At 31.8% G+C, this 23,710-nt stretch carries 23 protein-coding genes and 1 pseudogene; 17 read left to right on the forward strand and 7 right to left on the reverse strand.

Annotated elements, in window-relative coordinates:
• Positions 1 to 5: 5 nt before the first annotated feature.
• The 4 genes from modB to HMPREF2897_RS03740 all read left to right on the forward strand — a co-directional run bounded on the left by modB (position 6) and on the right by HMPREF2897_RS03740 (position 2,925).
• Positions 6 to 677: a molybdate ABC transporter permease subunit gene (modB, locus tag HMPREF2897_RS03725; protein WP_002447305.1), complete on the forward strand. Its 672-nt coding sequence runs from the start codon at positions 6 to 8 to the stop codon at positions 675 to 677.
• On the forward strand, positions 678 to 1,286 hold the full coding sequence (locus tag HMPREF2897_RS03730) for an ATP-binding cassette domain-containing protein (protein ID WP_070592704.1): 609 nt from the start codon (positions 678 to 680) through the stop codon (positions 1,284 to 1,286). It begins immediately after the preceding gene.
• Between the two features lie 86 nt (positions 1,287 to 1,372).
• Positions 1,373 to 2,374, forward strand: coding sequence for a ThiF family adenylyltransferase (locus tag HMPREF2897_RS03735; RefSeq protein ID WP_070592707.1), 1,002 nt, complete (start codon positions 1,373 to 1,375; stop codon positions 2,372 to 2,374).
• 20 nt (positions 2,375 to 2,394) lie between these two features.
• Complete coding sequence (locus HMPREF2897_RS03740; RefSeq protein WP_002447308.1) at positions 2,395 to 2,925, forward strand: MogA/MoaB family molybdenum cofactor biosynthesis protein; 531 nt, start codon at positions 2,395 to 2,397, stop codon at positions 2,923 to 2,925.
• A 57-nt stretch (positions 2,926 to 2,982) separates the two neighbouring features.
• Here HMPREF2897_RS03740 and moaC read toward each other — a convergent pair whose 3' ends face one another.
• Entirely contained in the window at positions 2,983 to 3,474 is a 492-nt protein-coding gene (gene moaC / locus HMPREF2897_RS03745; protein WP_002447309.1) for a cyclic pyranopterin monophosphate synthase MoaC, read from the reverse strand.
• A 61-nt stretch (positions 3,475 to 3,535) separates the two neighbouring features.
• Here moaC and glp point away from each other — a divergent pair, with 61 nt between their 5' ends.
• The 7 genes from glp to HMPREF2897_RS03780 all read left to right on the forward strand — a co-directional run bounded on the left by glp (position 3,536) and on the right by HMPREF2897_RS03780 (position 8,362).
• Positions 3,536 to 4,795: a molybdopterin molybdotransferase MoeA gene (gene glp, locus HMPREF2897_RS03750; RefSeq protein ID WP_002447310.1), complete on the forward strand. Its 1,260-nt coding sequence runs from the start codon at positions 3,536 to 3,538 to the stop codon at positions 4,793 to 4,795.
• Positions 4,792 to 5,268, forward strand: coding sequence for a molybdopterin-guanine dinucleotide biosynthesis protein B (gene mobB / locus HMPREF2897_RS03755; protein ID WP_070592708.1), 477 nt, complete (start codon positions 4,792 to 4,794; stop codon positions 5,266 to 5,268). The genes glp and mobB overlap by 4 nt, the downstream gene beginning before the upstream one ends.
• A complete protein-coding gene (locus tag HMPREF2897_RS03760; protein WP_070592709.1) occupies positions 5,269 to 5,712 on the forward strand; it encodes a molybdenum cofactor biosynthesis protein MoaE in 444 nt (147 codons plus the stop codon). It abuts the gene before it with no gap.
• Positions 5,713 to 5,717: 5 nt separating this feature from the next.
• On the forward strand, positions 5,718 to 5,951 hold the full coding sequence (gene moaD, locus HMPREF2897_RS03765) for a molybdopterin converting factor subunit 1 (protein WP_070592711.1): 234 nt from the start codon (positions 5,718 to 5,720) through the stop codon (positions 5,949 to 5,951).
• 5 nt (positions 5,952 to 5,956) lie between these two features.
• A complete protein-coding gene (gene mobA / locus HMPREF2897_RS03770; protein WP_070592712.1) occupies positions 5,957 to 6,562 on the forward strand; it encodes a molybdenum cofactor guanylyltransferase MobA in 606 nt (201 codons plus the stop codon).
• Positions 6,563 to 6,574: 12 nt separating this feature from the next.
• A complete protein-coding gene (moaA, locus tag HMPREF2897_RS03775) occupies positions 6,575 to 7,597 on the forward strand; it encodes a GTP 3',8-cyclase MoaA (protein WP_002475356.1) in 1,023 nt (340 codons plus the stop codon).
• 414 nt (positions 7,598 to 8,011) lie between these two features.
• Complete coding sequence (locus HMPREF2897_RS03780; protein WP_001832414.1) at positions 8,012 to 8,362, forward strand: SarA family transcriptional regulator; 351 nt, start codon at positions 8,012 to 8,014, stop codon at positions 8,360 to 8,362.
• Between the two features lie 201 nt (positions 8,363 to 8,563).
• Here HMPREF2897_RS03780 and HMPREF2897_RS03785 read toward each other — a convergent pair whose 3' ends face one another.
• Positions 8,564 to 9,757, reverse strand: a complete 1,194-nt coding sequence (locus HMPREF2897_RS03785) for an MFS transporter (RefSeq protein WP_002475365.1) — start codon at positions 9,755 to 9,757, stop codon at positions 8,564 to 8,566.
• Positions 9,757 to 10,200 carry a MarR family winged helix-turn-helix transcriptional regulator gene (locus HMPREF2897_RS03790; protein WP_002490191.1) on the reverse strand — a complete coding sequence of 148 codons (444 nt, stop codon included), beginning with the start codon at positions 10,198 to 10,200 and terminating at the stop codon, positions 9,757 to 9,759. The genes HMPREF2897_RS03785 and HMPREF2897_RS03790 overlap by 1 nt, the downstream gene beginning before the upstream one ends.
• Before the next feature lie 161 nt (positions 10,201 to 10,361).
• Between HMPREF2897_RS03790 and HMPREF2897_RS03795 the strand changes: the two genes are divergently transcribed.
• The 3 genes from HMPREF2897_RS03795 (at position 10,362) to HMPREF2897_RS03805 (ending at position 16,005) form a co-directional block, all read left to right on the forward strand.
• Positions 10,362 to 11,123 carry a VOC family protein gene (locus HMPREF2897_RS03795; RefSeq protein ID WP_070592713.1) on the forward strand — a complete coding sequence of 254 codons (762 nt, stop codon included), beginning with the start codon at positions 10,362 to 10,364 and terminating at the stop codon, positions 11,121 to 11,123.
• A 399-nt stretch (positions 11,124 to 11,522) separates the two neighbouring features.
• Positions 11,523 to 12,773 (forward strand): lipid II:glycine glycyltransferase FemX, encoded by a 1,251-nt coding sequence (locus HMPREF2897_RS03800; RefSeq protein ID WP_002447319.1) that lies wholly within the window; start codon positions 11,523 to 11,525, stop codon positions 12,771 to 12,773.
• Between the two features lie 76 nt (positions 12,774 to 12,849).
• Positions 12,850 to 16,005 (forward strand): efflux RND transporter permease subunit, encoded by a 3,156-nt coding sequence (locus HMPREF2897_RS03805; protein WP_002447320.1) that lies wholly within the window; start codon positions 12,850 to 12,852, stop codon positions 16,003 to 16,005.
• Positions 16,006 to 16,054: 49 nt separating this feature from the next.
• On the opposite strand, the gene mspA is transcribed toward HMPREF2897_RS03805, so the two are convergent.
• Both mspA and HMPREF2897_RS03815 read right to left on the reverse strand, forming a co-directional pair.
• Positions 16,055 to 16,372, reverse strand: a complete 318-nt coding sequence (mspA, locus tag HMPREF2897_RS03810; RefSeq protein ID WP_002438539.1) for a membrane stabilizing protein MspA — start codon at positions 16,370 to 16,372, stop codon at positions 16,055 to 16,057.
• 301 nt (positions 16,373 to 16,673) lie between these two features.
• Complete coding sequence (locus tag HMPREF2897_RS03815; RefSeq protein WP_002447321.1) at positions 16,674 to 16,844, reverse strand: SE1832 family protein; 171 nt, start codon at positions 16,842 to 16,844, stop codon at positions 16,674 to 16,676.
• 141 nt (positions 16,845 to 16,985) lie between these two features.
• Here HMPREF2897_RS03815 and HMPREF2897_RS03820 point away from each other — a divergent pair, with 141 nt between their 5' ends.
• On the forward strand, positions 16,986 to 17,894 hold the full coding sequence (locus HMPREF2897_RS03820) for an AEC family transporter (RefSeq protein ID WP_002447322.1): 909 nt from the start codon (positions 16,986 to 16,988) through the stop codon (positions 17,892 to 17,894).
• A 198-nt stretch (positions 17,895 to 18,092) separates the two neighbouring features.
• Here HMPREF2897_RS03820 and HMPREF2897_RS03825 read toward each other — a convergent pair.
• Both HMPREF2897_RS03825 and HMPREF2897_RS03830 read right to left on the reverse strand, forming a co-directional pair.
• Positions 18,093 to 18,870: pseudogene (locus tag HMPREF2897_RS03825) on the reverse strand (glucose 1-dehydrogenase).
• Between the two features lie 27 nt (positions 18,871 to 18,897).
• On the reverse strand, positions 18,898 to 19,761 hold the full coding sequence (locus HMPREF2897_RS03830) for a GRP family sugar transporter (protein WP_002457944.1): 864 nt from the start codon (positions 19,759 to 19,761) through the stop codon (positions 18,898 to 18,900).
• 295 nt (positions 19,762 to 20,056) lie between these two features.
• Here HMPREF2897_RS03830 and HMPREF2897_RS03835 point away from each other — a divergent pair, with 295 nt between their 5' ends.
• Positions 20,057 to 22,192, forward strand: coding sequence for a DNA topoisomerase III (locus HMPREF2897_RS03835; protein ID WP_002457943.1), 2,136 nt, complete (start codon positions 20,057 to 20,059; stop codon positions 22,190 to 22,192).
• Positions 22,193 to 22,304: 112 nt separating this feature from the next.
• Positions 22,305 to 23,639 carry an NCS2 family permease gene (locus tag HMPREF2897_RS03840; RefSeq protein WP_002447326.1) on the forward strand — a complete coding sequence of 445 codons (1,335 nt, stop codon included), beginning with the start codon at positions 22,305 to 22,307 and terminating at the stop codon, positions 23,637 to 23,639.
• The last annotated feature ends 71 nt before the right edge of the window (positions 23,640 to 23,710 follow it).

A 23,710-nucleotide genomic window follows, 5' to 3' on the forward strand; every position in this document is an offset into this window, starting at 1 on the left:
GAGCTATGCCTGATTTAACGTCCTTTTGGATTTCTTTTCGTGTTGCTTTAATTAGTACAATAATAGTTACTATTTTTGGCATATTGATTTCTAAATGGCTTTACAATAAAAATAGATATTGGGTAAAACTATTAGAAAGTTTTATCATTTTACCAATTGTGTTACCACCTACTGTTCTTGGTTTTATATTATTAATTATATTTTCAACAAGAAGTCCTGTAGGAGAATTCTTTACTAATATCTTACACTTACCAGTAGTATTTACTTTGACAGGTGCAGTGATTGCATCTGTCATTGTTAGTTTTCCCCTTATGTATCAACATACAGTGAATGGGTTTCGAAGTATAGATTCAAAGATGTTAAATACTGCAAGAACCATGGGAGCAAGTGAAACAAAAATATTTTTTAAATTGGTGTTACCATTATCTAAACGTTCTATTCTTGCAGGTATTATGATGAGCTTTGCAAGAGCAATAGGTGAATTTGGTGCTACTTTGATGGTTGCTGGCTATATTCCAGACAAAACAAACACATTGCCTTTAGAAATTTATTTTTTAGTGGAGCAAGGGAAAGAAAATGAAGCTTGGTTATGGGTGCTTGTATTAGTTGCATTTGCGGTAACTGTCATAGCGACTATTAATCTAGTTAATCGTGATACGTTTAGGGAGGTTGATTAAATGCTCACAATTAAATTGAATGGTGTGCTTAATCAGACGAAAATTAATATAAACATAGATGATCAACTCCCTAAGATATATGCGATACAAGGACCGTCTGGAATTGGAAAGACAACAATTTTAAATATAATTGCCGGTTTGAAAGCTATAAATTATTCATATATAAAGGTTGGTAAACGTGTATTAACTGATTCACGACATCATTTGAATGTTAAGGTTCAACAACGTCGTATAGGATATTTATTTCAAGATTATCAACTTTTCCCTAATATGAATGTTTATAACAATATAACGTTTATGACTAAGCCTTCTGAACATATCAATAAACTTATTCATACTCTAAAAATAGAGCATTTACTTGAAAAGTATCCTGTGACCTTATCAGGAGGTGAAGCTCAGCGCGTCGCTTTAGCTAGGGCGCTAAGTACGAAACCCGATTTAATTTTGCTTGATGAGCCTTTTTCAAGTTTAGATGATAAGACAAAAAAAGAAGGTATTAAATTAATTTTAAAAATATTCGAAGCATGGAAAATTCCCATTATATTTGTAACGCATTCAAATTATGAAGCGCAGCAAATGGCACATAAGATTATAACAATTGAAGATTGAATAAAATATAGCAAGAAGTGCTATTTACCTGTTAATTTTAGTAATTATTCGTATATTCAAAATATAAAGAGAGGTTTAGGAATTTGATGCAAGAAAGATACTCGAGACAAGTGTTGTTTAAGCAAATTGGTTTAAAAGGTCAAAGTCAACTTGAGAAAAAACATGTACTTATAGTAGGTATGGGGGCGTTAGGAACACACTTAGCTGAGGGATTAGTGAGAGCAGGAATAAATAAGTTAACTATTGTTGATAGAGACTACATTGAATTTAGCAACTTACAACGACAAACACTCTTTATAGAGCGTGATGCAGAAGATGTACTACCAAAAGTAATCGCTGCACAGAAAGTTTTAAAAGAGATACGTAAAGATGTAGAGATAGATGCTTATATTGAGCATGTCAATTACAATTTCTTAGAGCAACATGGAATAGATGTCGATATTATATTAGATGCAACTGATAATTTTGATACGCGTGAGTTAATTAATGATTTTGCTTATAAACATCAGATTCCTTGGATATATGGTGGTGTTGTTCAAAGTACATATGTTCAGGCAACGTTTATTCCTGGGCAAACACCGTGTTTTAATTGCTTAATGCCTCAATTACCATCTATTAATTTAACATGTGATACGGTTGGAGTTATTCAACCAGCTGTAACAATGACAACCAGTTTACAACTCAGTGATGCATTAAAGTTATTGACTGGTAATAAGGTTAAGACACACTTCACTTACGGGGATATTTGGGAAGGGGATCATTATACATTTGGTTTTAGTCGTATGCAAAATGAAGATTGTAAAACATGTGGTCATGCTCCAACATATCCACACCTTAATCAACATCAACAAGATTACGCGACCTTATGTGGAAGAGACACTGTTCAATATAAAAATGCTGATATTTCTCAGGAAATATTACTATCATTTCTCGAGCGAAATCATATTCAACATCGTACGAATTTATATATGACAATGTTTAGGTTTAGAGAATATCGAATTGTTGCATTTTCTGGAGGTAGATTTTTGATACATGGAACGACAGAACCTAAAAAAGCAATTCAATTAATGCATCAACTATTTGGTTAAATATAAGGGAGTGGATAAACATGCACAAACATCAACATCAGAATATTCATTTAAACAGACCGATTCATGTAGCAATTTTGACTGTATCGGATACGAGAGATTATGATTCTGATAAAGGTGGTCAACTGATTCAATCTTTGATAAATCAACATGAAAATCATGTTGATATTAATTATTATCGAATTGTTAAAGACGATATAGAAGCTATTACACACCAACTTAAGCTTTGGTTAGCTTCACCAAATCAACTAGATGTCATTATTACAACGGGAGGAACAGGTATCTCACAAAGAGATGTGACAATAGAAGCTGTTCGCCCATTATTAACTAAAGAATTAGAAGGTTTTGGTGAATTATTTAGATACTTAAGTTATACCGAAGATGTTGGTACAAGAGCATTATTAACTCGAGCTATTGCAGGTACCTGTGATAATACCTTGATTTTTGCACTTCCTGGCTCAACAGGTGCAATTAAACTTGCAATAGAAAAATTAATTAAACCTGAATTGAGTCACTTAGTGTTTGAATTAAATAAAGACATAAGGAATTAAGTAATTTCAAGATTTTAGATATAATGTAGGAATTTTTAATGTATAAAATGAATAGAATTATAAATTTTTTCTGTGGAAGTCGCCAGATTTACCACCAGATTTAGATTCTAAGTACGTTTCGCCAATTACCATGCCTTTGTCTATAGCTTTTGTCATATCGTAGATTGTAAGTGCTGTAACTGAAGCAGCAGTCAATGCTTCCATTTCAACACCAGTTTTGCCTGTTGTAGACACGACCGCTGTAATATTTAAACGATATGAATCATCATTATTTGAACCCCATTTGAAGGATACATCTATACCTGTAAGTGGTAATGGATGACACATTGGAATGATTGTAGAAGTGTTTTTAGCTGCCATGATACCAGCAATTTGCGCAGTATTAAGTACATTTCCTTTACTATTAGTATTTTGAGTAATTTGTCTATAAATTTTTTCATTAACTATTATACTTGAGTGTGCTTCTGCTACACGTTTTGTAATTTTCTTATTAGAAACATCAACCATTTTAGCATTACCTTGTTTATTAATATGTGTGAAATGAGTCATTTTTTCCCTCCTATTAGGAGTAAGTATATCATGAAAATTAATATTTTTTGGAGATGAGTGTATGTCTGTAGAGAAAAGAACGCCAATATCAGTTAAAGAAGCAATTAATCGTATTATGAAACAACATGTAGAAGTGAAGAATATCAATGTTAATTTAGATGAAAGTTTAGGACATATTCTTGCTGAAGATATTGTTGCGACCTATGATATACCAAGGTTTAATAAATCACCTTATGATGGATTTGCAATTAGAAGTGAAGATTCACAAGGTGCAAGTGGCGAAAACCGTATTGAATTTGAAGTAATAGATCATATCGGTGCAGGTTCAGTTTCAGAAAAAACAATTGATAAAAACCAAGCAATACGAATAATGACTGGTGCTCAGATTCCTTCTGGAGCTGATGCAGTAGTAATGTTTGAACAAACTATTGAATCTGAAACAACTTTTACAATTAGAAAATCTTTTAAACATTTAGAAAATATTTCACTACAAGGTGAAGAAATAAAAGCTGGTGATATCGTACTGCATAAAGGTATGCGTATTAACTCTGGTGTGATAGCAGTCTTAGCAACATACGGTTATACTAAAGTGCGAGTGTCTCGAAAACCAACTGTTGCAGTAATTGCTACAGGTAGTGAATTGCTTGAAGTAGAAGATGAGCTTGAACCAGGAAAGATACGAAATTCAAACGGACCGATGATTAAAGCATTAGCTAAACAATTCGGAATACAAGTTGGAATGTATAAAGTTCAGCATGATAATCTAGAAAAGAGTATTGAGGTCGTAAGAAAAGCTTTATCAGAGCATGATTTAGTAATTACTACTGGAGGTGTGTCGGTAGGAGATTTTGATTACTTACCAGAAATATACAAGTCCATCCAAGCGCAGATACTATTTAACAAAGTGGCTCAAAGACCAGGTAGTGTTACTACGGTTGCATTTGTAGATGGTAAATATTTATTTGGCTTATCTGGAAATCCTTCAGCCTGCTATACAGGATTTGAATTATATGTTAAACCCGCTGTAAATAAGCTCATGGGAGCTAAAGCTTGTTATCCGCAAATAATCAAAGCTACACTTATGGAAGATTTTAATAAAGCTAACCCATTTACACGATTGATTCGTGCTAAGGCAACATTAACAAAAGCTGGAATGACAGTAATACCATCTGGATTTAATAAATCAGGTGCAGTTGTAGCTATTGCGCACGCTAATGCTATGATTATGCTTCCTGGTGGTACACGTGGATTTAAAGCAGGTAACATTGTTGATGTGATTTTGACCGAATCTAATAGTTTTGAAGAGGAATTGATACTATGATTTTACAAATTGTAGGTATGAAAAATTCAGGGAAAACTACATTGATGAACCATGCGATATCATTTTTAAAAGAACGAGGTTATTCAGTAGCAACAATTAAACATCACGGGCATATTGGTGAAGAAATTGAATTACAGTCATCTGATGTTGACCACATGAAACATTTTGCTGCGGGCGCAGATCAAAGTATTGTTCAGGGACATCATTTACAGCAAACAGTGACACGTAATAAGAAACAATCGCTTAGAGAAATAATTGAAAATTCTGTTACAATTGATTGTAGTATCATTTTAGTTGAGGGCTTTAAAGAAGAAAATTATGATAAAATTATCGTTTATAAAAATAATGATGAATTAAGAACTCTACAAAGACTTTCTCACGTCATAGGGAAAATAGAAACCAATCATCCACGAGCAAATAATCAACTTAAGCACTTACTCAACAAATTAATTAAGGATAAGGGAATGAATTAAATGAAGCAATTTGAAATCGTGACTCAACCTATTGAAACAGAACAATATAGGGATTTTACGATTAACGAACGTCAAGGTGCCGTAGTCGTATTTACTGGTCACGTAAGAGAGTGGACTAAAGGTATTCGTACACAACACTTAGAATATGAGGCTTATATACCAATGGCTGAGAAAAAATTAGCTCAAATTGGAAAAGAAATTGAAGAAAAGTGGCCTGGAACAATAACAACAATTGTACATCGAATTGGGCCGTTACAAATATCAGATATAGCAGTTTTAATTGCAGTATCTTCTCCTCATAGAAAAGCGGCATATGAAGCAAATGAATACGCCATAGAGCGCATAAAAGAAATTGTTCCAATTTGGAAAAAGGAAATTTGGGATGATGGTTCTGAATGGCAAGGCCATCAAAAGGGAACATATAATGAAGCAAAAAAGGGGTAAGCAAGATGAAAATTTTATATTTTGCAGAGTTAAAAGAGTTGTTCAATCGATCTACCGAAACAATACATTTAGATACGACATTAACTGTTCAAGAATTCGAGTCATATTTATTAAAACGCCATAGAGAACTTAAATCAAAAAAATTTCAAATTGCTGTTAATGAAGAATTCGTCAGACAAGATGATATGGTCCAACCAGAAGATACAATTGCGCTCATTCCGCCGGTCAGTGGGGGTTGATCAAGATGAAAGCAATTATTTTAGCAGGTGGAGAATCTAGCCGATTTGGTAAAGCTAAAGCTTTTGCTAAAATTGATAATCAATATTTTTATCAAAAAATTGTAGAAACGTTAAAATCTACAAATATGTTTAATCGCATTATCATTAGCACTAATTCACAATTAGCTTCTCAGTTTGAATATGAATATGTGATTATTGATGACGAACATCATCAAAATAAAGGGCCGCTAACAGGAATTTACTCAGTGATGAAGCAATACATGGATGAAGAATTGTTTTTCATTGTATCTGTTGATACACCAATGATTACAAGTAAAGCAATGAATGGGTTATATCATTTCATGGTATCAAACTTAATTGAATCACGTTTAGATATTGTAGCATTTAAAGAAGGACAAATATGTATACCGACGATTGGTTTTTATACACTTTCGACGTTTCCTTTTATTGAAAAAGCTTTAAATTCAAATCATTTAAGTCTAAAGCATGTCTTTAAACAATTATCAACAGATTGGTTAGACGTTACTGAAATTGACTCGCCTCATTATTGGTATAAGAATATTAATTTTCAGCATGATTTGGACTCTTTAAAAAAGCAGATAAATGAATAAGGAGGTCCAACAATGAAAACGGTAATACAAGATAAATTAGGTCGTCCAATACGGGATTTAAGAATATCGGTCACTGATCGATGTAATTTCAGATGTGATTATTGTATGCCAAAGGAAATCTTTGGAGATGATTACACTTTCTTACCTAAGGATGAATTGCTTACTTTTGAAGAATTAACACGAATTTCAAAGATTTATGCTCAATTAGGAGTTAAAAAGATAAGAATTACAGGAGGAGAGCCTCTCTTACGACGCAATCTTTATAAACTTGTAGAGCAATTAAATCTCATAGATGGTATAGAGGATATTGGATTGACTACTAATGGCTTGTTATTAAAAAAACATGGAAAAAATTTATATCAAGCTGGTTTACGACGTATTAATGTAAGTTTAGATGCGATTGAGGATAACGTTTTTCAAGAAATTAACAATAGAAATATTAAAGCGTCTACAATTTTAGAACAAATTGATTATGCAGTATCGATAGGTTTTGAAGTTAAAGTAAACGTGGTTATTCAAAAAGGGGTTAATGATAATCAAATTATTCCGATGATTGATTATTTTAAAAATAAAAATATTGAAGTACGTTTTATTGAATTTATGGATGTAGGTAACGATAATGGATGGAATTTCAATAAAGTTGTAACTAAAGAAGAAATGCTTAATATGATAGAACAACATTTTGAGATAAGTCCTGTAGCGCCTAAATATTATGGGGAAGTTGCTAAATATTTTCGACATAAAGATAGTGATGCGCAATTTGGTCTAATTACGAGTGTATCTGAATCATTTTGTTCCACATGTACGCGTGCTCGATTGTCTTCAGATGGTAAATTTTATGGTTGTTTATTTGCCTCCTCAGAAGGGTTTGATGTAAAAGCCTTAATACGTAATGGAGCTACAGATGATGATTTAAAAGCACAATTTAAACGATTGTGGAGTATTAGAAACAATCAGTACTCTGATAAGCGTACGATGCAAACTATTGAGAATAATAGAAAGAAAAAAATTAATATGAATTATATAGGTGGATAGGCGTAGTTTAGAATTTTACTACTTATGGGATTTGGACATTATATTATAAGCATTTAAATTTAGTTTCAAAAGTTTATAATACTAATAAATTATATTAAATGAGCAAGAAACAATTAATACAGTTTTGAGTATTTATAGACAACATATGCTTAAGTCTTCATGTTAAACATTTTAAATCCATAATTTTATACATTTAGTTAGTTAATATAGCTACGACAAAACCTATTTAGATATTTTAAATGCCTTTCAACATATAACTGATTGTTTAAATTGTTTAATTTCAAAACAATATTTAGAGGCAATTTTAATATTTGTTATAGATTAAATGCAAAACCTGTAATATAATAAAAATAAGCAATTGAGTTTTATCACACAAACACAACATCCAAGAATCAACTTAGGAGGCATATTATTATGAGTAACAAAGTACAACGTTTTATTGAATCAGAGAGAGAATTAAGTCAATTAAAGCATTGGCTTAAAACAACATATCGTATTTCTATTGAAGAATTTGTAGTTCTTTACAAGGTTTATGCAGACACTAAAATTAGTGGTAAAGAGTTACGAGACACATTACATTTCGAGATGTTATGGGATACTAGTAAAATTGATGTGATTATTCGTAAAATCTATAAGAAAGAACTCATTTCTAAATTACGCTCAGAAACCGATGAAAGACAAGTTTACTATTTCTTCGATGCAAAGCAAAAGAAATTATTGGACAAAATGACTGGAGAAATTGAAACAATTAGTATTGCAAATTAAGAACAGTAAATTTTAAATCTAAAAGTGACTAAATAAATTATAAAATAGCAGCTACCTTATGAATATTAAGGTAACTGCTATTTTTGTTATTATTTATATCCTAATATGAGTGATATAGCGATGTTGGAATAAAATTTACATAAAAGTCATTTTGGCATATTTAGGTTTGTTAACTTAGAAATTTTTAAAAAATTCTAGCAGTTAATATGCAGTGCTGTGAACCTTACGTCCGTGAACAATAATATAGATGACTAAAGTTGCAAATCCTAAAATACCCATGATTCCATATAATTGACTATAAGAAATCGTATGTGTGAAAAGACCTAGTAAGGATGGTCCAAATCCAATTCCTATATCTAAACCAATAAAGTAAGTTGATGTAGCTAAGCCATATTTATTTGATGGAGATACTTTTATTGCGATAGCTTGCATAGAAGATGACAAGTTACCATAACCAATTCCTAATGCGATACCTGCAATAAGTAATACCCATCCGTTAAAACTAAGCATCAGTAGAACAAAAGATAATACTAAGAAGATAAATGCTGGATAAACAACTACATTTTCGTTTTTATCATCCATTAATCTTCCAGCAATAGGTCTTGTTATGAGGGACGCAATAGCGTAAAAAATGAAAAAGTAACTTGCTGATGTAACTAGATCTCTTTCAACAGCAAAAGCCTGTAAATAAGTTAAAATAGCAGCGTAAGTAACACCGATTAATAACATGACGAATGCTACCGGAATGGCTTCTTTGGCTACAAAATGAGCCAAATTGAACCGTTTATGTGTAATTGTGTTTTCTTTAACTGTTGTGAAATTAATTTTAATTAACAGTGATAATAGACCACTTATGACACCTAAAATTACACAAATAGTAAATAAAATATTGATAGAAAAGGAATTCATCAATAACATACCAAAAAATGGGCCAATAGCGGTTCCCAACACCAAACTTAATGAGAATAAACTGATACCTTCACTTTTGCGTGTAGGTGGTGTAATATATGCTGCTATTGTTCCTGTAGCAGTTGTGGCAACCGCTGTTGCTAAACCGTTCAGTAAACGCACCATCATTAAGAACCAAACAGAACCAGGTATAAAATAAAGTAGCTGTGTTACTACTAAACATATTAAACCAAAAATGAGAATTTTTTTTGGACCAAATCGATTGACGTATTTACCTGTTACAAATCGACCTATTAATGATCCTACTATAAAAAGTCCGACTACGAGTCCAGCAACAGAATCAGAAGCATGGTATTCTGATTTACTATAGCTCGCGATAACGACAATTAATAAATACATACATAGATAAACAAAAAAGTTAATAGCAAAGTTAATATTAAAACTCTTCGTAAAAATGGGGTCTTTAGTTATTGTAGACTGATTCATTACTGCTCCTCCTCCTTTATCATTGCTTCATGAATTTGAGACATCGCATTTGTAATATCAAATACTTGCTCATCAGTTAATCCAGTTTTTTTTATAATATCTTGTTGAATGACAGTGACCTTTTTATTAATAGTTTCAAAGAGGCTTTGACCTTTGTCAGTTAAACTTAATAATTTCTCTCTCTTATCAACTCCTGTTTTTGTCATAACCCAACCATTGTCTAACAATACTTTAATCAACTTTCGTGTTGTAGGCTTTTCTATTGAACGACGATGAGAAATTTTTACAAGTGTAGTAGGTTGATAATTGGCGATATCTCTTAGCACAAGCCATTGGCCAGTATGAATCTGATGCTGATCTAATATAGGTTGTGTAAGTTTAATATAGGGTCTATATATACCTATAAAACTATTGAAAAATTCATTGGTTAAAATATCTAACACCTCATTGTTATATTAGTTAGCCTAGCTAACCATTTAAAAGACAGAGACAATTATATGACTAAAATGTGAATTTTGCAATGGTCTTTGATTCCTTTTTAATATTTAAAGTAATTAAAGTTAAATTTTGTTAAAATGAGCAATAACATGTGGAGGGGATAAAGTTGAACTTAAAATTAGACCATATCATTCACTATTTACATCAATTAGAGTCATTTAAGTTTCCTGGAGAAATATTAGAATTGCAAAATGGTGGAAGACATCATCATTTGGGCACCTTTAATCAAATAGCACCGATTAAAAATAGTTATATCGAATTGCTAGATGTTGAAAATGAGTCAAAACTTAACAATGTAGCTAAAACTGAAGAAGGTCGTGTATCATTTGCTACAAAAATAGTGCAGGATCATTTTAAACAAGGCTTTAAAGGTATTTGTTTTAGAACAAAGGATATAGATCAAGTTAAAAGTACTTTAGAAAATAGAGGCGTTGATGTAATTGGTCCTATTGACATGGAAAGAGAAAATAAGAAAGGGCATCAATTACGTTGGAGATTGCTATATATTGCTAACCCTGACTATAGAGTCAAACCACCTTTCTTTATAGAATGGGATAACAGCAGAAAGCAAAACCTATCACAAATACATAATTTCAACTTGTCAGAATTTGAAATTAAAGAGGTGATTATTACTAGTACTCAACGTGAAACAACAGTAAGTCTTTGGAAAGAATGGTATAAAATGAAAATAGTAAATGAAACAGCTACATCTACTGATCTCAAATTAGAAACTGATAAAGTTATTTATAAAATAGAAGACGGCAAAGATTCCGGTTTTCATACATTAATAATGACCGATATCCATGCCACAGCTCCATACTCAATATTTATACGTGGTGCTAAATATCGTTTTGAGCCATCCAACTAGTATAAATATAGATATGCACTGTGAATAATTAAACCGATGTGTATGAAAGCGAAAACGGTAGATAAAATACTTAGAATCAATTCATAGTTTGTAGTACGTAAAAAAATAAAAAATATGGATATAATAAATATAAATGCTACGAAGATGACACGAAGACTAAAATATGAAATTGTTAGTGGGTGATTGATTGTAATAATGATTGCTACGAGATTTAGGATAATAAATAATAACAAAATAAACTTTCTCATATAAAAACCTCTATACTAGTTGTTAGTAACCATTATATCAAGGGTAATAGTATTGAAAGAACTAAAACGGTTTGAAAGTGACATCGTCGACATCGTTCTTATTAAGATGTATAATTAAAATTACTGTAAAATAAAGGAGATATTTTAAACCATGGAAAAGATGAACATCACTAATCAACAACATGACGCATTTGTGAAATCTCATCCCAATGGTGATTTATTACAATTATCTAAGTGGGCAGATACGAAAAAATTAACAGGATGGTATTCGAGAAGAATTGCTGTCGGTGAAAATGGTCAAATTAAAGGTGTTGGCCAGCTACTATTCAAAAAAATACCTAAACTCCCATACACTTTATGCTATGTATCTAGGGGATTTGTAGCTGATTATAATAATAAAGAAGTGTTAGAAGCTCTACTTAGCTATGCTAAAGAAGTAGCAAGAGATGAAAAGTCGTATGCTATCAAAATAGATCCCGATGTCGAAGTTGATAAAGGTGCAGAAGCACTTAAAAATTTACGTGAGCTTGGGTTTAAACATAAAGGTTTTAAAGAAGGATTATCTAAAGACTATATTCAACCAAGAATGACTATGATTACGCCTATCGATAAAACAGATGATGAATTAGTTCAAAGTTTCGAACGTCGAAATCGTTCAAAAGTAAGACTTGCGCTTAAGCGTGGAACTAAAGTAGAACGATCAAATCGCGAGGGGCTTAAAGTCTTTGCTAATTTAATGAAGATAACTGGAGAGAGAGATGGTTTTTTAACTAGAGATATTAGTTATTTTGAAAATATATATGATGCACTTCATGAAGACGGTGATGCAGAACTCTTCCTTGTTAAATTAGAGCCCAAGCCAGTATTAGATATGGTTAATCAAGACCTTGAAGCACAATTAGCTGAGAAAGAGAAATTACAATCAAAAAAGCAAGATAAAAAGACACTCAATAAACTTAATGATATTGAAAATAAAATTAAAAAAACAAATGAATTAAAATCTGATTTAACAGAACTTGAAAAAAGCGAGCCAGAAGGTATTTACTTGTCAGGTGCGCTCTTAATGTTTGCAGGAAACAAATCGTACTATCTCTATGGTGCTTCATCGAATGACTATCGTGATTTCTTACCAAACCATCACATGCAATTTGAAATGATGAAATATGCACGAGAGCATGGTGCAACAACCTATGACTTTGGTGGTACAGATAATGATCCTGATAAAGATTCAGAACATTATGGGCTGTGGGCATTTAAACGAGTTTGGGGTACATATTTAAGTGAAAAAATTGGAGAATTTGATTATGTATTAAATCAACCGTTATATCATTTAGTTGAGAAAGTGAAACCTCGTTTAACGAAAGCCAAAATTAAAATATCACGTAAACTTAAAGGTAAATAACTACTACATTCAGATCTGAACGCTTCTATGATAAATTGTGAGCGTTCAGATTTTTTTATAAGAAAGGAAAAATTGCATGATTAAAAAATTATTACAATTTTCGTTAGGTAATAAATTCGCTATTTTTTTGATGGTAGTTTTAATTATATTAGGTGGTGTTTATTCAAGCGCCAAATTAAAACTTGAATTATTACCAGATGTTGAAAATCCAGTTATTTCAGTTCAAACTACAATGTCTGGAGCAACACCCCAGTCAACACAAGATGAAATAAGTAGCAAGATTGATAATCAAGTACGTTCGTTGGCCTACGTAAATAGTGTGAAGACCGAATCTATACCAAATGCTTCTATAGTAACTGTAGAATATGATAATGGTACAGATATGGATAAAGCTGAAGAACAATTAAAAAAAGAAATCGATAAAATTAAGTTTAAAGACGGCGTTGGTGAACCTGAATTAACAAGGAACTCTATGGATGCTTTTCCAATTGTGGCATATTCTTTTTCAAGTAATAATCAAAAGTTAAAAGACGTTACTAATAAGTTAAATCAACAGCTCGTACCAAAATTGCAAACCATTGATGGTGTGCAAAATGCACAATTAAACGGTCAAACTAATCGTGAAGTATCGTTAAAGTTTAAACAAAAAAATTTAGATGAAAAAGGTTTAACTGCAAATGATGTTGAGAACTATATAAAAACGGCTACACGTGAAACGCCATTAGGACTTTTCCAATTTAATAAGAGTAATAAATCTATTATTGTTGATGGTCAATTTAAATCTGTAGACGCTTTTAAAAATCTTAAAATCCCTTTATCTATTTCTGGACAAGCTGGACAAAATGATAGCGATTCCGACAATGATAGTCTAATGCCAACTGATAATAACCGCACGTCTAATAGTTCAACTCATATGGCACAAAAAGGCCAAATGCCATCTGTACCACTTAAAGATTTAGCAGATATTAGTGTCGGTGATGAACGTACTTCTATATCCAAGACAAATGGAAAAGATGCTGTTAACTTACAAATTATGAAATCACAAGATGCTAATACTGTGCAAGTTGCGAGAGAAGTTCAGAAAAAAGTAGATGAATTTGTACGTAATGAGAGTGGAATGAAATCTATTAAAACTATGGATACTGCTAAACCTATTGAAGATTCTCTTTATACTATGGTTGAAAAGGCCGCTCTCGGTACGATCGTTGCTATTATTGTTATTCTTCTGTTTTTAAGAAATATAAGAACTACAGCTATTTCAATTGTATCTATACCAATGTCAATATTAATTGCGCTCATAGCATTAAAATTAAGCAACGTATCATTAAATATTCTTACTTTAGGTGCATTAACGGTTGCAATCGGGCGAGTTATAGATGATTCTATAGTTGTCGTTGAGAATATATTTAGAAGATTATCTGATCCGAATGAGAAGCTCAAAGGGGAAAATTTAATTATAAGCGCTACTAGAGAAGTATTTAAACCTATTATGTCATCGACCCTTGTTACTATTGTAGTGTTTTTACCACTAGTGTTTGTGTCAGGTTCAGTAGGGGAAATGTTTAGACCATTTGCGCTAGCTATTACTTTTAGTTTATTAGCTTCACTACTTGTTTCGATTACCCTAGTGCCTTCTTTAGGTGCAACATTTTTTAAAAATGGCGTTAAAAATAGGGAACAAAAGGGAGGTCTAGGAGTAGTTGGGAGAGCCTATCGAAGCGCTTTGAATTGGTCACTTAATCATAAATGGATTGTGCTTATAGTTAGTATTTTTATTTTAGTTGGAAGTGTGGTCATAGGCGCAAGAAATCTAGGAACGAGTTATATTTCAACAGGAGATAATAAATTTTTAGCTCTAACATATACTCCAAAACCTGGAGAAACACAGAAATCTATAACACAACATGCTGAAAAAGTACAAAATTATTTAGATAAAAAAGATAAAGTAGAAACTGTTCAATATTCTATAGGTGGTCCTACACCACAAGATCCTACCGGTAGTACTAACAGCATGGCAATTATGATTAAATATCAATCTGACACGCCTAATTTTGACGAAGAGCCTGATAAAGTACTTAAACATATCGAGACATTTAAACAACCTGGAGAATGGAAAAATCAAGATTTAGGAACAGGAGCAGGTAATAATTCTGTTGAAGTAACTGTCAAAGGACCTAATACAAGTGCAATGAAAGATACAGTCAACCGTGTAGAGAAAATGATGACTGATATTAAAGGCATAACGAATGTTAAATCTGATTTATCACAGACGTATGACCAATATGAAATAAAAGTTGACCAAAATAAAGCTGCAGATAATGGTATTTCTGCTGCACAACTTGCGATGAATCTTAATGAAAACTTGCCTGAGAAAACAATTTCTACAGTTAATGAAAAGGGTAAATCTATCGATGTAAAGGTCAAACAAAATAAGCAAACAGATTGGTCTTCTCAAAAAATTAAAAACATTAAACTAAATAAGCCTACGGGCGGTACGATTAAACTTAGTGAAATAGCATCTCTCAAAAAATCATACACACCAAGTAAACTGACACAAGAAGATGGCGATTATGCTACGACTGTTACAGGTAAAGTGACTGATAAAGATGTGGGTGGTAAATCTCAACAAGTCATGGCTAAAGTGAAAGATCTTGAGAAACCTAGTCATATTAAAATTAATGTCGGCGGTGCTACTGATGACATTGATAAGGCTATTTCTCAGCTTGCAATGGCGATGATAGCAGCAATTATCATAGTTTATTTAATTTTAGTTATTACATTTAGAGGTGGTCTGGCACCATTTACAATCTTATTCTCATTACCATTTACGGTTATCGGTGTAGTACTGGCACTCATCATTACTGGAGAAACCATTTCAGTTCCAAGTTTAATAGGTATGCTTATGTTAATTGGTATCGTTGTTACGAATGCTATAGTATTAATCGATCGTGTTATTAACAATGAAAAACAAGGTATGCAGATGAAATCGGCATTGATAGAAGCGGGTGGTACACGGATAAGACCTATATTAATGACAGCAATTGCAACAATAGGTGCACTAGTGCCGTTGTTATTTGGTCAAGACAGTTCAATATTAATTTCCAAAGGTATGGCTGCAACAGTAATAGGTGGATTAATTTCTTCAACGCTACTCACACTCTTTGTAGTACCGGTTATGTACGAAATTTTATTCACTTTGAAAAATAAACTTACTAAAAAGTTTAATATGTAAAAAAAGACTTAGGTAAGATGATTATACTTACCTAAGTCTTTTTTATTATTTAATATAATATAAAAATTAAAATAATAAATATAACAAATAATAAAAGTGATAAGATATTTAAGATGCTAACACCTTTTTTATCATCTTTTAATTCTTTAAAACCAGTCACTTCAACATTACCAACTAAAAGTAATAAAACGACAAATACCCACCAATTTTCTTTAGGGAACTGTAACGTCGTCAAAGCAACTACAAATAGTAACAATATGCCCATAACAATTCTCAAGATTCGAGTTATGACAGAATGCATTTTAAAAATACTAATGTACGAAACAATTAAGTATAAAACAGGCAATAAAATAAGATAAAGTTTCATAAAAAGCCACCCTTTCTATTACGAATAATATATTAGCACGATAAAAATCATATGACTAGAATGCGAGTAGAGATGAGTCGTATTAATTGGTTGTCGTAGCTTCATACGTTGCTTTGTAAACCAAAATTTAAAAATTCTAGAAATACGTGTTTGTTAAATCGCTTATTGATTGTCAATATGGTAACAATGTTTAAAACATTGATTTTTAGATTCTAATGTCATCTAAAATTGGCAAAAAAATTTTAATAAATTTTGTAGTTTAAATTTATACTTATGGGTTAAACAATCAACGTGCTAAATTTTAGGATTGTTGATTTAATTTTGAACGTACATAGGCGATTTCTTGTTCAATATTTTCAAGTTGTTTAAGTAGAGGGTCAATATCTTGATGAAGCGACTCACGTTTTTCTAAATCGTTTTGTAATCGTGTATAATCATATTTAAGTTCTGATAACTTTGAATTCAAGTCCATCGTATCATTCTCCTCTTCAAAGGGTTAATAATAGTAATTTTTACATTTAATAAAGATTATATCACGAAATACGATACTTCTAAATAAGAGGGACACGATATCAAAGTACTCATTTGTATAAACTAGAAAGAAGGAATCAATGTGACTGAACAATTTGTCATAATTATATTATTAATAGCACTTGGTTATTTTCTTAAACGTATGAATTACTTGAAAGCAACTGATAGTCAAGTACTTTCAACTTTAGTGTTAAATGTTACATTACCTTCACTCGTTATAGTTAACTTAAATAGTGCGAAATTAGATGTATCTTTTTCAATATTGCCTATAATGATGATTATTTACGGTATAGTAGCTAAAATTATTGTAATTTGGTTCTTTAGAAAATATGATAACCATATGCGTGGTTCTGTTGGTATGATGACTGGATCCATGAATATTGGTTTATTTGCATATCCGTTGGTTGAGGCGATATGGCCATCTAAAGGTATGATATATTTCGGAATGGTTGATATTGGTGGGGCCATTATCATGTTTGGTATTACTTATTTTGTAGGAAGTTATTATAGCGAAGGTAGTGACCAATTTAACTTCAAATTTTTAGGGAAAAAATTAGTTCAATCAGTCCCATTAGTAACCTATATGATTATGTTTGGATTGAATATGTCTCATATTCATATATGGCAACCAGCTATTGATTTCTTTAGTGTATTATCAAAGGCGAATATGCCTTTATCCATGATATTATTAGGTGTAATGCTTAATTTTAGTATTGAGAGAGAATACCTCCCTGTAACAATAAAATATCTTTGTTTACATTACGGGTTAGGTGTGTTAGCTGGAACACTAGTTCACTTTTTATTACCTGTATCTGATGATATGATTAAAACAACCTTGCTTATAACGTGGTTATTACCAGTAGGAGTAGCAATCATACCATATTCGATTCAATTCAAATATAAGACATTACCATTTGTTGGAATGGTAACTAATTTAACCATTATTATTAGCATTATCATTTTGTATATTTATCAAGCTGCATTTGTATAAAAATTGATTGCACAATTAATATGCTCATTTATATATAACTAAAAAAAGCTATGAAGAAATATATCATTGTAGATATCTTCATAGCTTTTTTATTATAGTTTGTAACTTATATTCAGCCGATGACTGATGCTTTTTAAGACTACTATTCACTATCAAATGATGACACTTTATTTCTAGTTAAAATTGAAAAAATGCAACTTAGCCTTTACCACCCATAAATGCTGGATAGTTCATCATGCCACCATCAACGTACAATGTTGTACCGTGTATATAACTTGCAAGATCTGAAGATAGGAATAGTACTGCATTAGCTATATCTTGAGCATTTCCAATTTTACGTGCGGGTATCATTTTTATTGTTTCTTCACGCGTCGTTGGGTCAGAAAATTTTTCTTCAGTGTGTTCAGTAAAAATTGCCCCTGGGGATATATTATTAATACGAATACCATACTGAGCATATTCCATTGACATTGTTTCCATCATTAATTTTAAGCCACCTTTACTTGCGGCATAGTGTACATAATTAGGCCATGGAATAGTGTCATGAACACTTGAAATGTTAATAATAGTACCTTTTTTGTTTTCCTTTAAAAATTGATTGATGGCTTCTCTTGAACCTACAAAGGCGCCAGTTAAGTTTATGTCAATCACTTTTTGCCAGTCATCAATCGACATTTCATGAGTTGGGATTGAATTTTCGAATCCAGCATTATTAATTATAATGTCTAAAGTTCCAAAGTGATTAATTGTTGTTTCGATCATTCGTTTAATATCTTCTTCAATTGAAACATCACCTTGAACCACCAAATTTAGCAACAGTTTGTTTAATTTCCTCAATTTCATCATGATGTCGATCAGAACGGTAATTTATAACAACCTTGGCCTTAGCTTTACCAAAGTTTTCAGCAATAGATTTGCCAATTCCAGTGGCAGCTCCGGTAACAAGAACCACTTTATTTTCTAATTCTTCAAACATTATGTTACCTCCCTAAAGTTTAAAATTCTATTTTAAGTTGCCTAAAATGATTGAAGCTATAACTATAACAATAATACCTGACCAAATACCAATCATTTGGCGACGATCTTTTTTCTCCCCTAGAATAAAGATACCCCCTAAAGTTGAAACAATAACTAGGAGTTGTGATAATGAGAAACTAGTTGCAACACCAACTTTAGGTTGTGAATAAAACATAAATAAGTTACCGATACCCCAGATAACACCTGGTATAAGATTTAAAGCAGTAGATTTAATTGAAGTATTATGGTTCATTGAAAGAACTAATCCTCCAATTGCCATACCAATTGATTGGAAGAAGAGAGCATCTGTACCGCTTACTCCAAAAATATCTCCAAGAACTACATAACCTACGTAACCGATTGTTGATAGAAGTAATATTCCCATTGCTTTTTTAAATTCCGGGTTATCGGATTTGCCTTCACTTTTGGCTTTAAGTGATGTTAAAGAAATACCTACAACCAATAAAATCATTGCTATAAGTCCCAGCACTACTTGAACAATCGTGCTCCATTCACCTAAGAAAATAGCGCTAAATAGAGTGGTACCGACAAGTTGCATACCCGTTGAAATAGGCATCGTTTTAGATACACCTATTAAATGCACTGATTTTAATTGATTTCCTTGACCAAAAGCCCATAGAGCTCCTGATACTAAACCGACAATAATTACTGTTAGATTATCAAACGCTGCGTGTCCAGTACCTAGTAGAGAAAATCCGATAAAAAGTGTCCCTAAAGTTGTACCTCGAATCTGATTATATGGTCCACCACCTACAAAAACATTTATAATGACTACACTACCCCAAAACAGGGCTGGTAAAAGTGCTATCAAAAAATCTACAATTTGCACTTATTACTCACTCTCCTAAGAACAAAATTAAGTGTCCCAATTACACTCGAAGTCATTCTATAGTAATTAAAAAAAGAAGTAAAAAACAACACCTTGAAAGTGCTGAAATTTTTAGTAAGGAAAATATTCATAATAACAGATAATGAGTTTTTGAATAATATGATTGAACAAGATATGTACATATATATAACTATCTTAATTAATTTTATATATACTAATTTACAAAAAGATACATGTTACAATGTATGTAATTCTATAACATGATGTACTTTATAAATGTGAAAGGAAAATTAAAATGAAATCTTTAATCTTAGCTGAAAAACCATCGGTTGGAAGAGATATCGCTAATGCTTTGAATCTTCAACAAAAAAGTAATGGTTATATAGAAGGGAAACAGTATATTGTGACTTGGGCATTGGGGCATCTTGTGACAAATGCAACGCCTGAACAATATAACCCTTCATATAAAGAATGGAATTTAGAAGATTTACCTATCATTCCTAAGAAAATGAAAACAGTAGTGATTAGTAAAACAAATAGACAATTTAAAGTTGTAAAATCTTTAATTTTAGATAAAAATGTTAAAGAAATTATTATAGCAACAGATGCTGGACGAGAAGGTGAACTTGTAGCTCGTCTTATTTTAGATAAAGTAGGTAATAAAAAACCAATCAAGCGTTTGTGGATTAGTTCAGTTACAAAAAAAGCCATACAAGAAGGATTTAAGCAGTTGAAAAATGGCAACGCGTATCAAAATTTATATAAAGCAGCACTTGCACGAAGTGAAGCAGATTGGATAGTAGGGATTAATGCAACACGTGCACTAACGACAAAATATGATGCGCAATTATCATTAGGTCGCGTACAAACTCCAACAATACAGTTAGTTAAATCAAGACAAGATGAGATTAACTATTTTAAATCTGAAAAATATTACACGTTATCCATTAATGTTGATGGTTACGATTTAAATCTTAACCAACAAAAGCGATATAAAGATAAAAAAGAATTAGAATTGATTGAACATGAAATTAAACATCAAGAAGGAAAAATATTAGAAGTTAAAGGAAAAAATAAGAAATCTTACGCGCAACCTTTATTTAATTTAACAGATTTACAACAAGAGGCATATAAACGTTACAAGATGGGGCCAAAGGAGACACTAAATACATTACAACATTTATATGAGAGACATAAGTTAGTAACCTATCCCCGTACAGATTCTAATTATTTAACACATGATATGGTCGATACAATTCAAGAACGGTTAAGAGCAATTCTAGCTACAGATTATAAATCTCATGTTCGAGATTTAATATCTGAGACCTTTTCTTCTAAAATGCATATTTTTAATAATCAAAAAGTTTCAGATCATCATGCGATTATTCCTACGGAAGTTAGACCTTCAATTGAACAATTGAGTCAACGAGAGTTTAAAATTTATATGCTAATAGCAGAAAGATTTTTAGAAAATTTAATGAATCCTTATTTATATGAAGTTTTAACAATCCATGCACAACTGAAAGGTTACCATTTTGTTTTAAAAGAGAAAATACCTAAACAATTAGGATATAAAGCTTTAAAAGATAACCCCTCTTCGAATACTTTAACGCATTCTTTTAAAGAAGGTCAGTTATTTAATGTACATCGTATTGATATTCATGAACATGAAACAAAGGCACCGGAATATTTTAATGAAGGTTCATTACTTAAAGCCATGGAGAATCCACAAAATCACATTGATTTGAATGATAAAAAGTATGCAAAAACACTTAAACATACGGGGGGGATTGGAACTGTAGCAACTAGGGCTGATATTATAGAAAAGTTATTTAACATGAATGCTTTAGAGTCGCGAGATGGCAAAATTAAAGTTACATCAAAAGGAAAACAAATTTTAGAATTGTCTCCAAGTGAATTAACCTCACCTATACTAACAGCCCAATGGGAAGAAAAATTAATGCTTATCGAAAAGGGGAAATATAATTCTCAGAAATTCATACAAGAAATGAAAAACTTTACATTTAAAGTGGTAAATAAAATTAAAAGCAGTGAGCAAAAATATAAACATGATAATTTAACAACAACTGAGTGTCCAACATGTGGTAAGTTTATGATTAAAGTCAAAACTAAAAATGGACAGATGCTTGTATGTCAAGATCCAAAATGTAAAACTAAGAAAAATATTCAACGAAAGACCAATGCACGTTGCCCTAATTGTAAGAAAAAAATGACCTTATTCGGTAAAGGAAAAGAAGCTGTTTATAGATGTGTATGTGGCCATACAGAAACTCAATCACAAATGGACAAAAGAATGAGAGATAAAACGAATGGTAAAGTGTCACGTAAGGAAATGAAAAAATATATAAATAAAAAAGAGGAAATCGATAATAATCCATTTAAAGATGCTCTGAAAAATCTCAAATTGTAGATAAATATCGAACTTCTTTGTGACTTCAGACTAAAAAGTTCGTTTTTGGTATTGTTTTTTAAGAAATTTGATATTAAACTATTAAAGTATTTCAAATAAAGGAGCATTCATTGTGAAAAAGTACTTCCAGTTTGATAAGCATGGGACAAGTTATAAAAATGAAATTTTAGGTGGAATTACGACCTTCCTATCAATGGCATATATTCTAGCTGTAAACCCGCAAATTTTAAGTTTAGCTGGTGTAAAAGGTGCAACAAGTGATATGAAGATGGACCAAGGAGCAATCTTTGTAGCGACAGCTTTAGCAGCGTTTGTTGGATCATTATTTATGGGATTAATTGCTAAATATCCAATAGCTTTAGCACCTGGTATGGGGTTGAATGCATTTTTTGCTTTTACAGTAGTATTAACTATGGGAATTCCTTGGCAAGTGGGATTAACAGGTGTTCTATTTTCTGGTATATTCTTTGCATTACTTACTGTTACTGGTTTAAGAGAAGTTATTATCAATGCTATCCCTCATCAAATGAAGCTAGCTGTTTCGGCAGGGATTGGTTTATTTATCACATTTGTGGGGTTACAAAGTTCAGGGATAATAATTAAAAGTGATTCAACTTTAGTAAAACTAGGACATTTGACTGAGGCACCAGTACTTTTAGCTATTTTCGGAATTATTGTTACGGTCATTTTATATGCTATGAAGGTTCCTGGTTCAATTTTTGTAGGTATGATTGTAACTGCCGTAGCGGGTATGCTAACTGGTCAAATCCATCCACCATCAGGAATAATTGGAGAAGTGCCAAGTATCAAGCCAACCTTTGGTGCGGCATTTGAATCATTTAAAGATCCTGGTCAACTGTTTACAATTCAATTCCTAATTGTTATTTTAACGTTCTTATTCATTGATTTCTTTGATACAGCTGGTACGTTAGTAGCTGTTGCCACGCAAGCAGGATTGATGAAAGATAACAAATTACCTAGAGCTGGAAGAGCGTTATTCTCTGACTCTTTAGCGACTATTGTAGGGTCTGTGTTTGGTACAACTACCACAACATCATATATTGAGTCTACTTCTGGTGTAGCTGTAGGTGCTAGAACAGGATTTGCAAGTATAGTTACGGGTGTTTGTTTTTTATTAGCATTATTCTTCAGTCCGTTAATTGAAGTTGTAACAAGTGCAGTAACTACACCTGCTTTAGTCGTAGTAGGTGTGCTGATGGCGGCTAATTTTGCTGATATAAATTGGAAGCAATTTGAAGTTGCGGTACCAGCTTTTATTACAATCATTATGATGCCATTGTCTTATTCTATTGCCACTGGTATTGCATGTGGATTTATTTTTTATCCAATAACAATGATTATTACTAAAAAGTATAAAGAAGTTCATCCTATTATGTACTTTTTAATGGCTTTGTTCATATTATATTTTATATTCGTTCATAAATAATAAAAAGAGTCCGGGACATAAAGTTCTTGGATAAGTGAAAAAAAGACAATTTCTATTGAAATAATATAGAA

The organism is Staphylococcus sp. HMSC065D05, from assembly GCF_001813195.1.
Lineage (GTDB): Bacteria > Bacillota > Bacilli > Staphylococcales > Staphylococcaceae > Staphylococcus > Staphylococcus epidermidis.

Excerpts from the sequence above, each read along its gene's own strand:
- HMPREF2897_RS03785 (WP_002475365.1), bottom strand. The coding sequence starts at position 9,757 with ATGAATCAGTCTACAATAACTAAAGACCCCATTTTTACGAAGAGTTTT.
- glp (WP_002447310.1), top strand. The coding sequence starts at position 3,536 with ATGTCTGTAGAGAAAAGAACGCCAATATCAGTTAAAGAAGCAATTAAT.
- moaA (WP_002475356.1), top strand. The coding sequence starts at position 6,575 with ATGAAAACGGTAATACAAGATAAATTAGGTCGTCCAATACGGGATTTA.
- HMPREF2897_RS03815 (WP_002447321.1), bottom strand. The coding sequence starts at position 16,844 with ATGGACTTGAATTCAAAGTTATCAGAACTTAAATATGATTATACACGA.
- moaD (WP_070592711.1), top strand. The coding sequence starts at position 5,718 with ATGAAAATTTTATATTTTGCAGAGTTAAAAGAGTTGTTCAATCGATCT.
- mobB (WP_070592708.1), top strand. The coding sequence starts at position 4,792 with ATGATTTTACAAATTGTAGGTATGAAAAATTCAGGGAAAACTACATTG.
- HMPREF2897_RS03730 (WP_070592704.1), top strand. The coding sequence starts at position 678 with ATGCTCACAATTAAATTGAATGGTGTGCTTAATCAGACGAAAATTAAT.
- mspA (WP_002438539.1), bottom strand. The coding sequence starts at position 16,372 with ATGAAACTTTATCTTATTTTATTGCCTGTTTTATACTTAATTGTTTCG.
- HMPREF2897_RS03805 (WP_002447320.1), top strand. The coding sequence starts at position 12,850 with ATGATTAAAAAATTATTACAATTTTCGTTAGGTAATAAATTCGCTATT.
- HMPREF2897_RS03800 (WP_002447319.1), top strand. The coding sequence starts at position 11,523 with ATGGAAAAGATGAACATCACTAATCAACAACATGACGCATTTGTGAAA.
- HMPREF2897_RS03760 (WP_070592709.1), top strand. The coding sequence starts at position 5,269 with ATGAAGCAATTTGAAATCGTGACTCAACCTATTGAAACAGAACAATAT.
- modB (WP_002447305.1), top strand. The coding sequence starts at position 6 with ATGCCTGATTTAACGTCCTTTTGGATTTCTTTTCGTGTTGCTTTAATT.
- mobA (WP_070592712.1), top strand. The coding sequence starts at position 5,957 with ATGAAAGCAATTATTTTAGCAGGTGGAGAATCTAGCCGATTTGGTAAA.
- HMPREF2897_RS03735 (WP_070592707.1), top strand. The coding sequence starts at position 1,373 with ATGCAAGAAAGATACTCGAGACAAGTGTTGTTTAAGCAAATTGGTTTA.
- moaC (WP_002447309.1), bottom strand. The coding sequence starts at position 3,474 with ATGACTCATTTCACACATATTAATAAACAAGGTAATGCTAAAATGGTT.
- HMPREF2897_RS03780 (WP_001832414.1), top strand. The coding sequence starts at position 8,012 with ATGAGTAACAAAGTACAACGTTTTATTGAATCAGAGAGAGAATTAAGT.
- HMPREF2897_RS03835 (WP_002457943.1), top strand. The coding sequence starts at position 20,057 with ATGAAATCTTTAATCTTAGCTGAAAAACCATCGGTTGGAAGAGATATC.
- HMPREF2897_RS03740 (WP_002447308.1), top strand. The coding sequence starts at position 2,395 with ATGCACAAACATCAACATCAGAATATTCATTTAAACAGACCGATTCAT.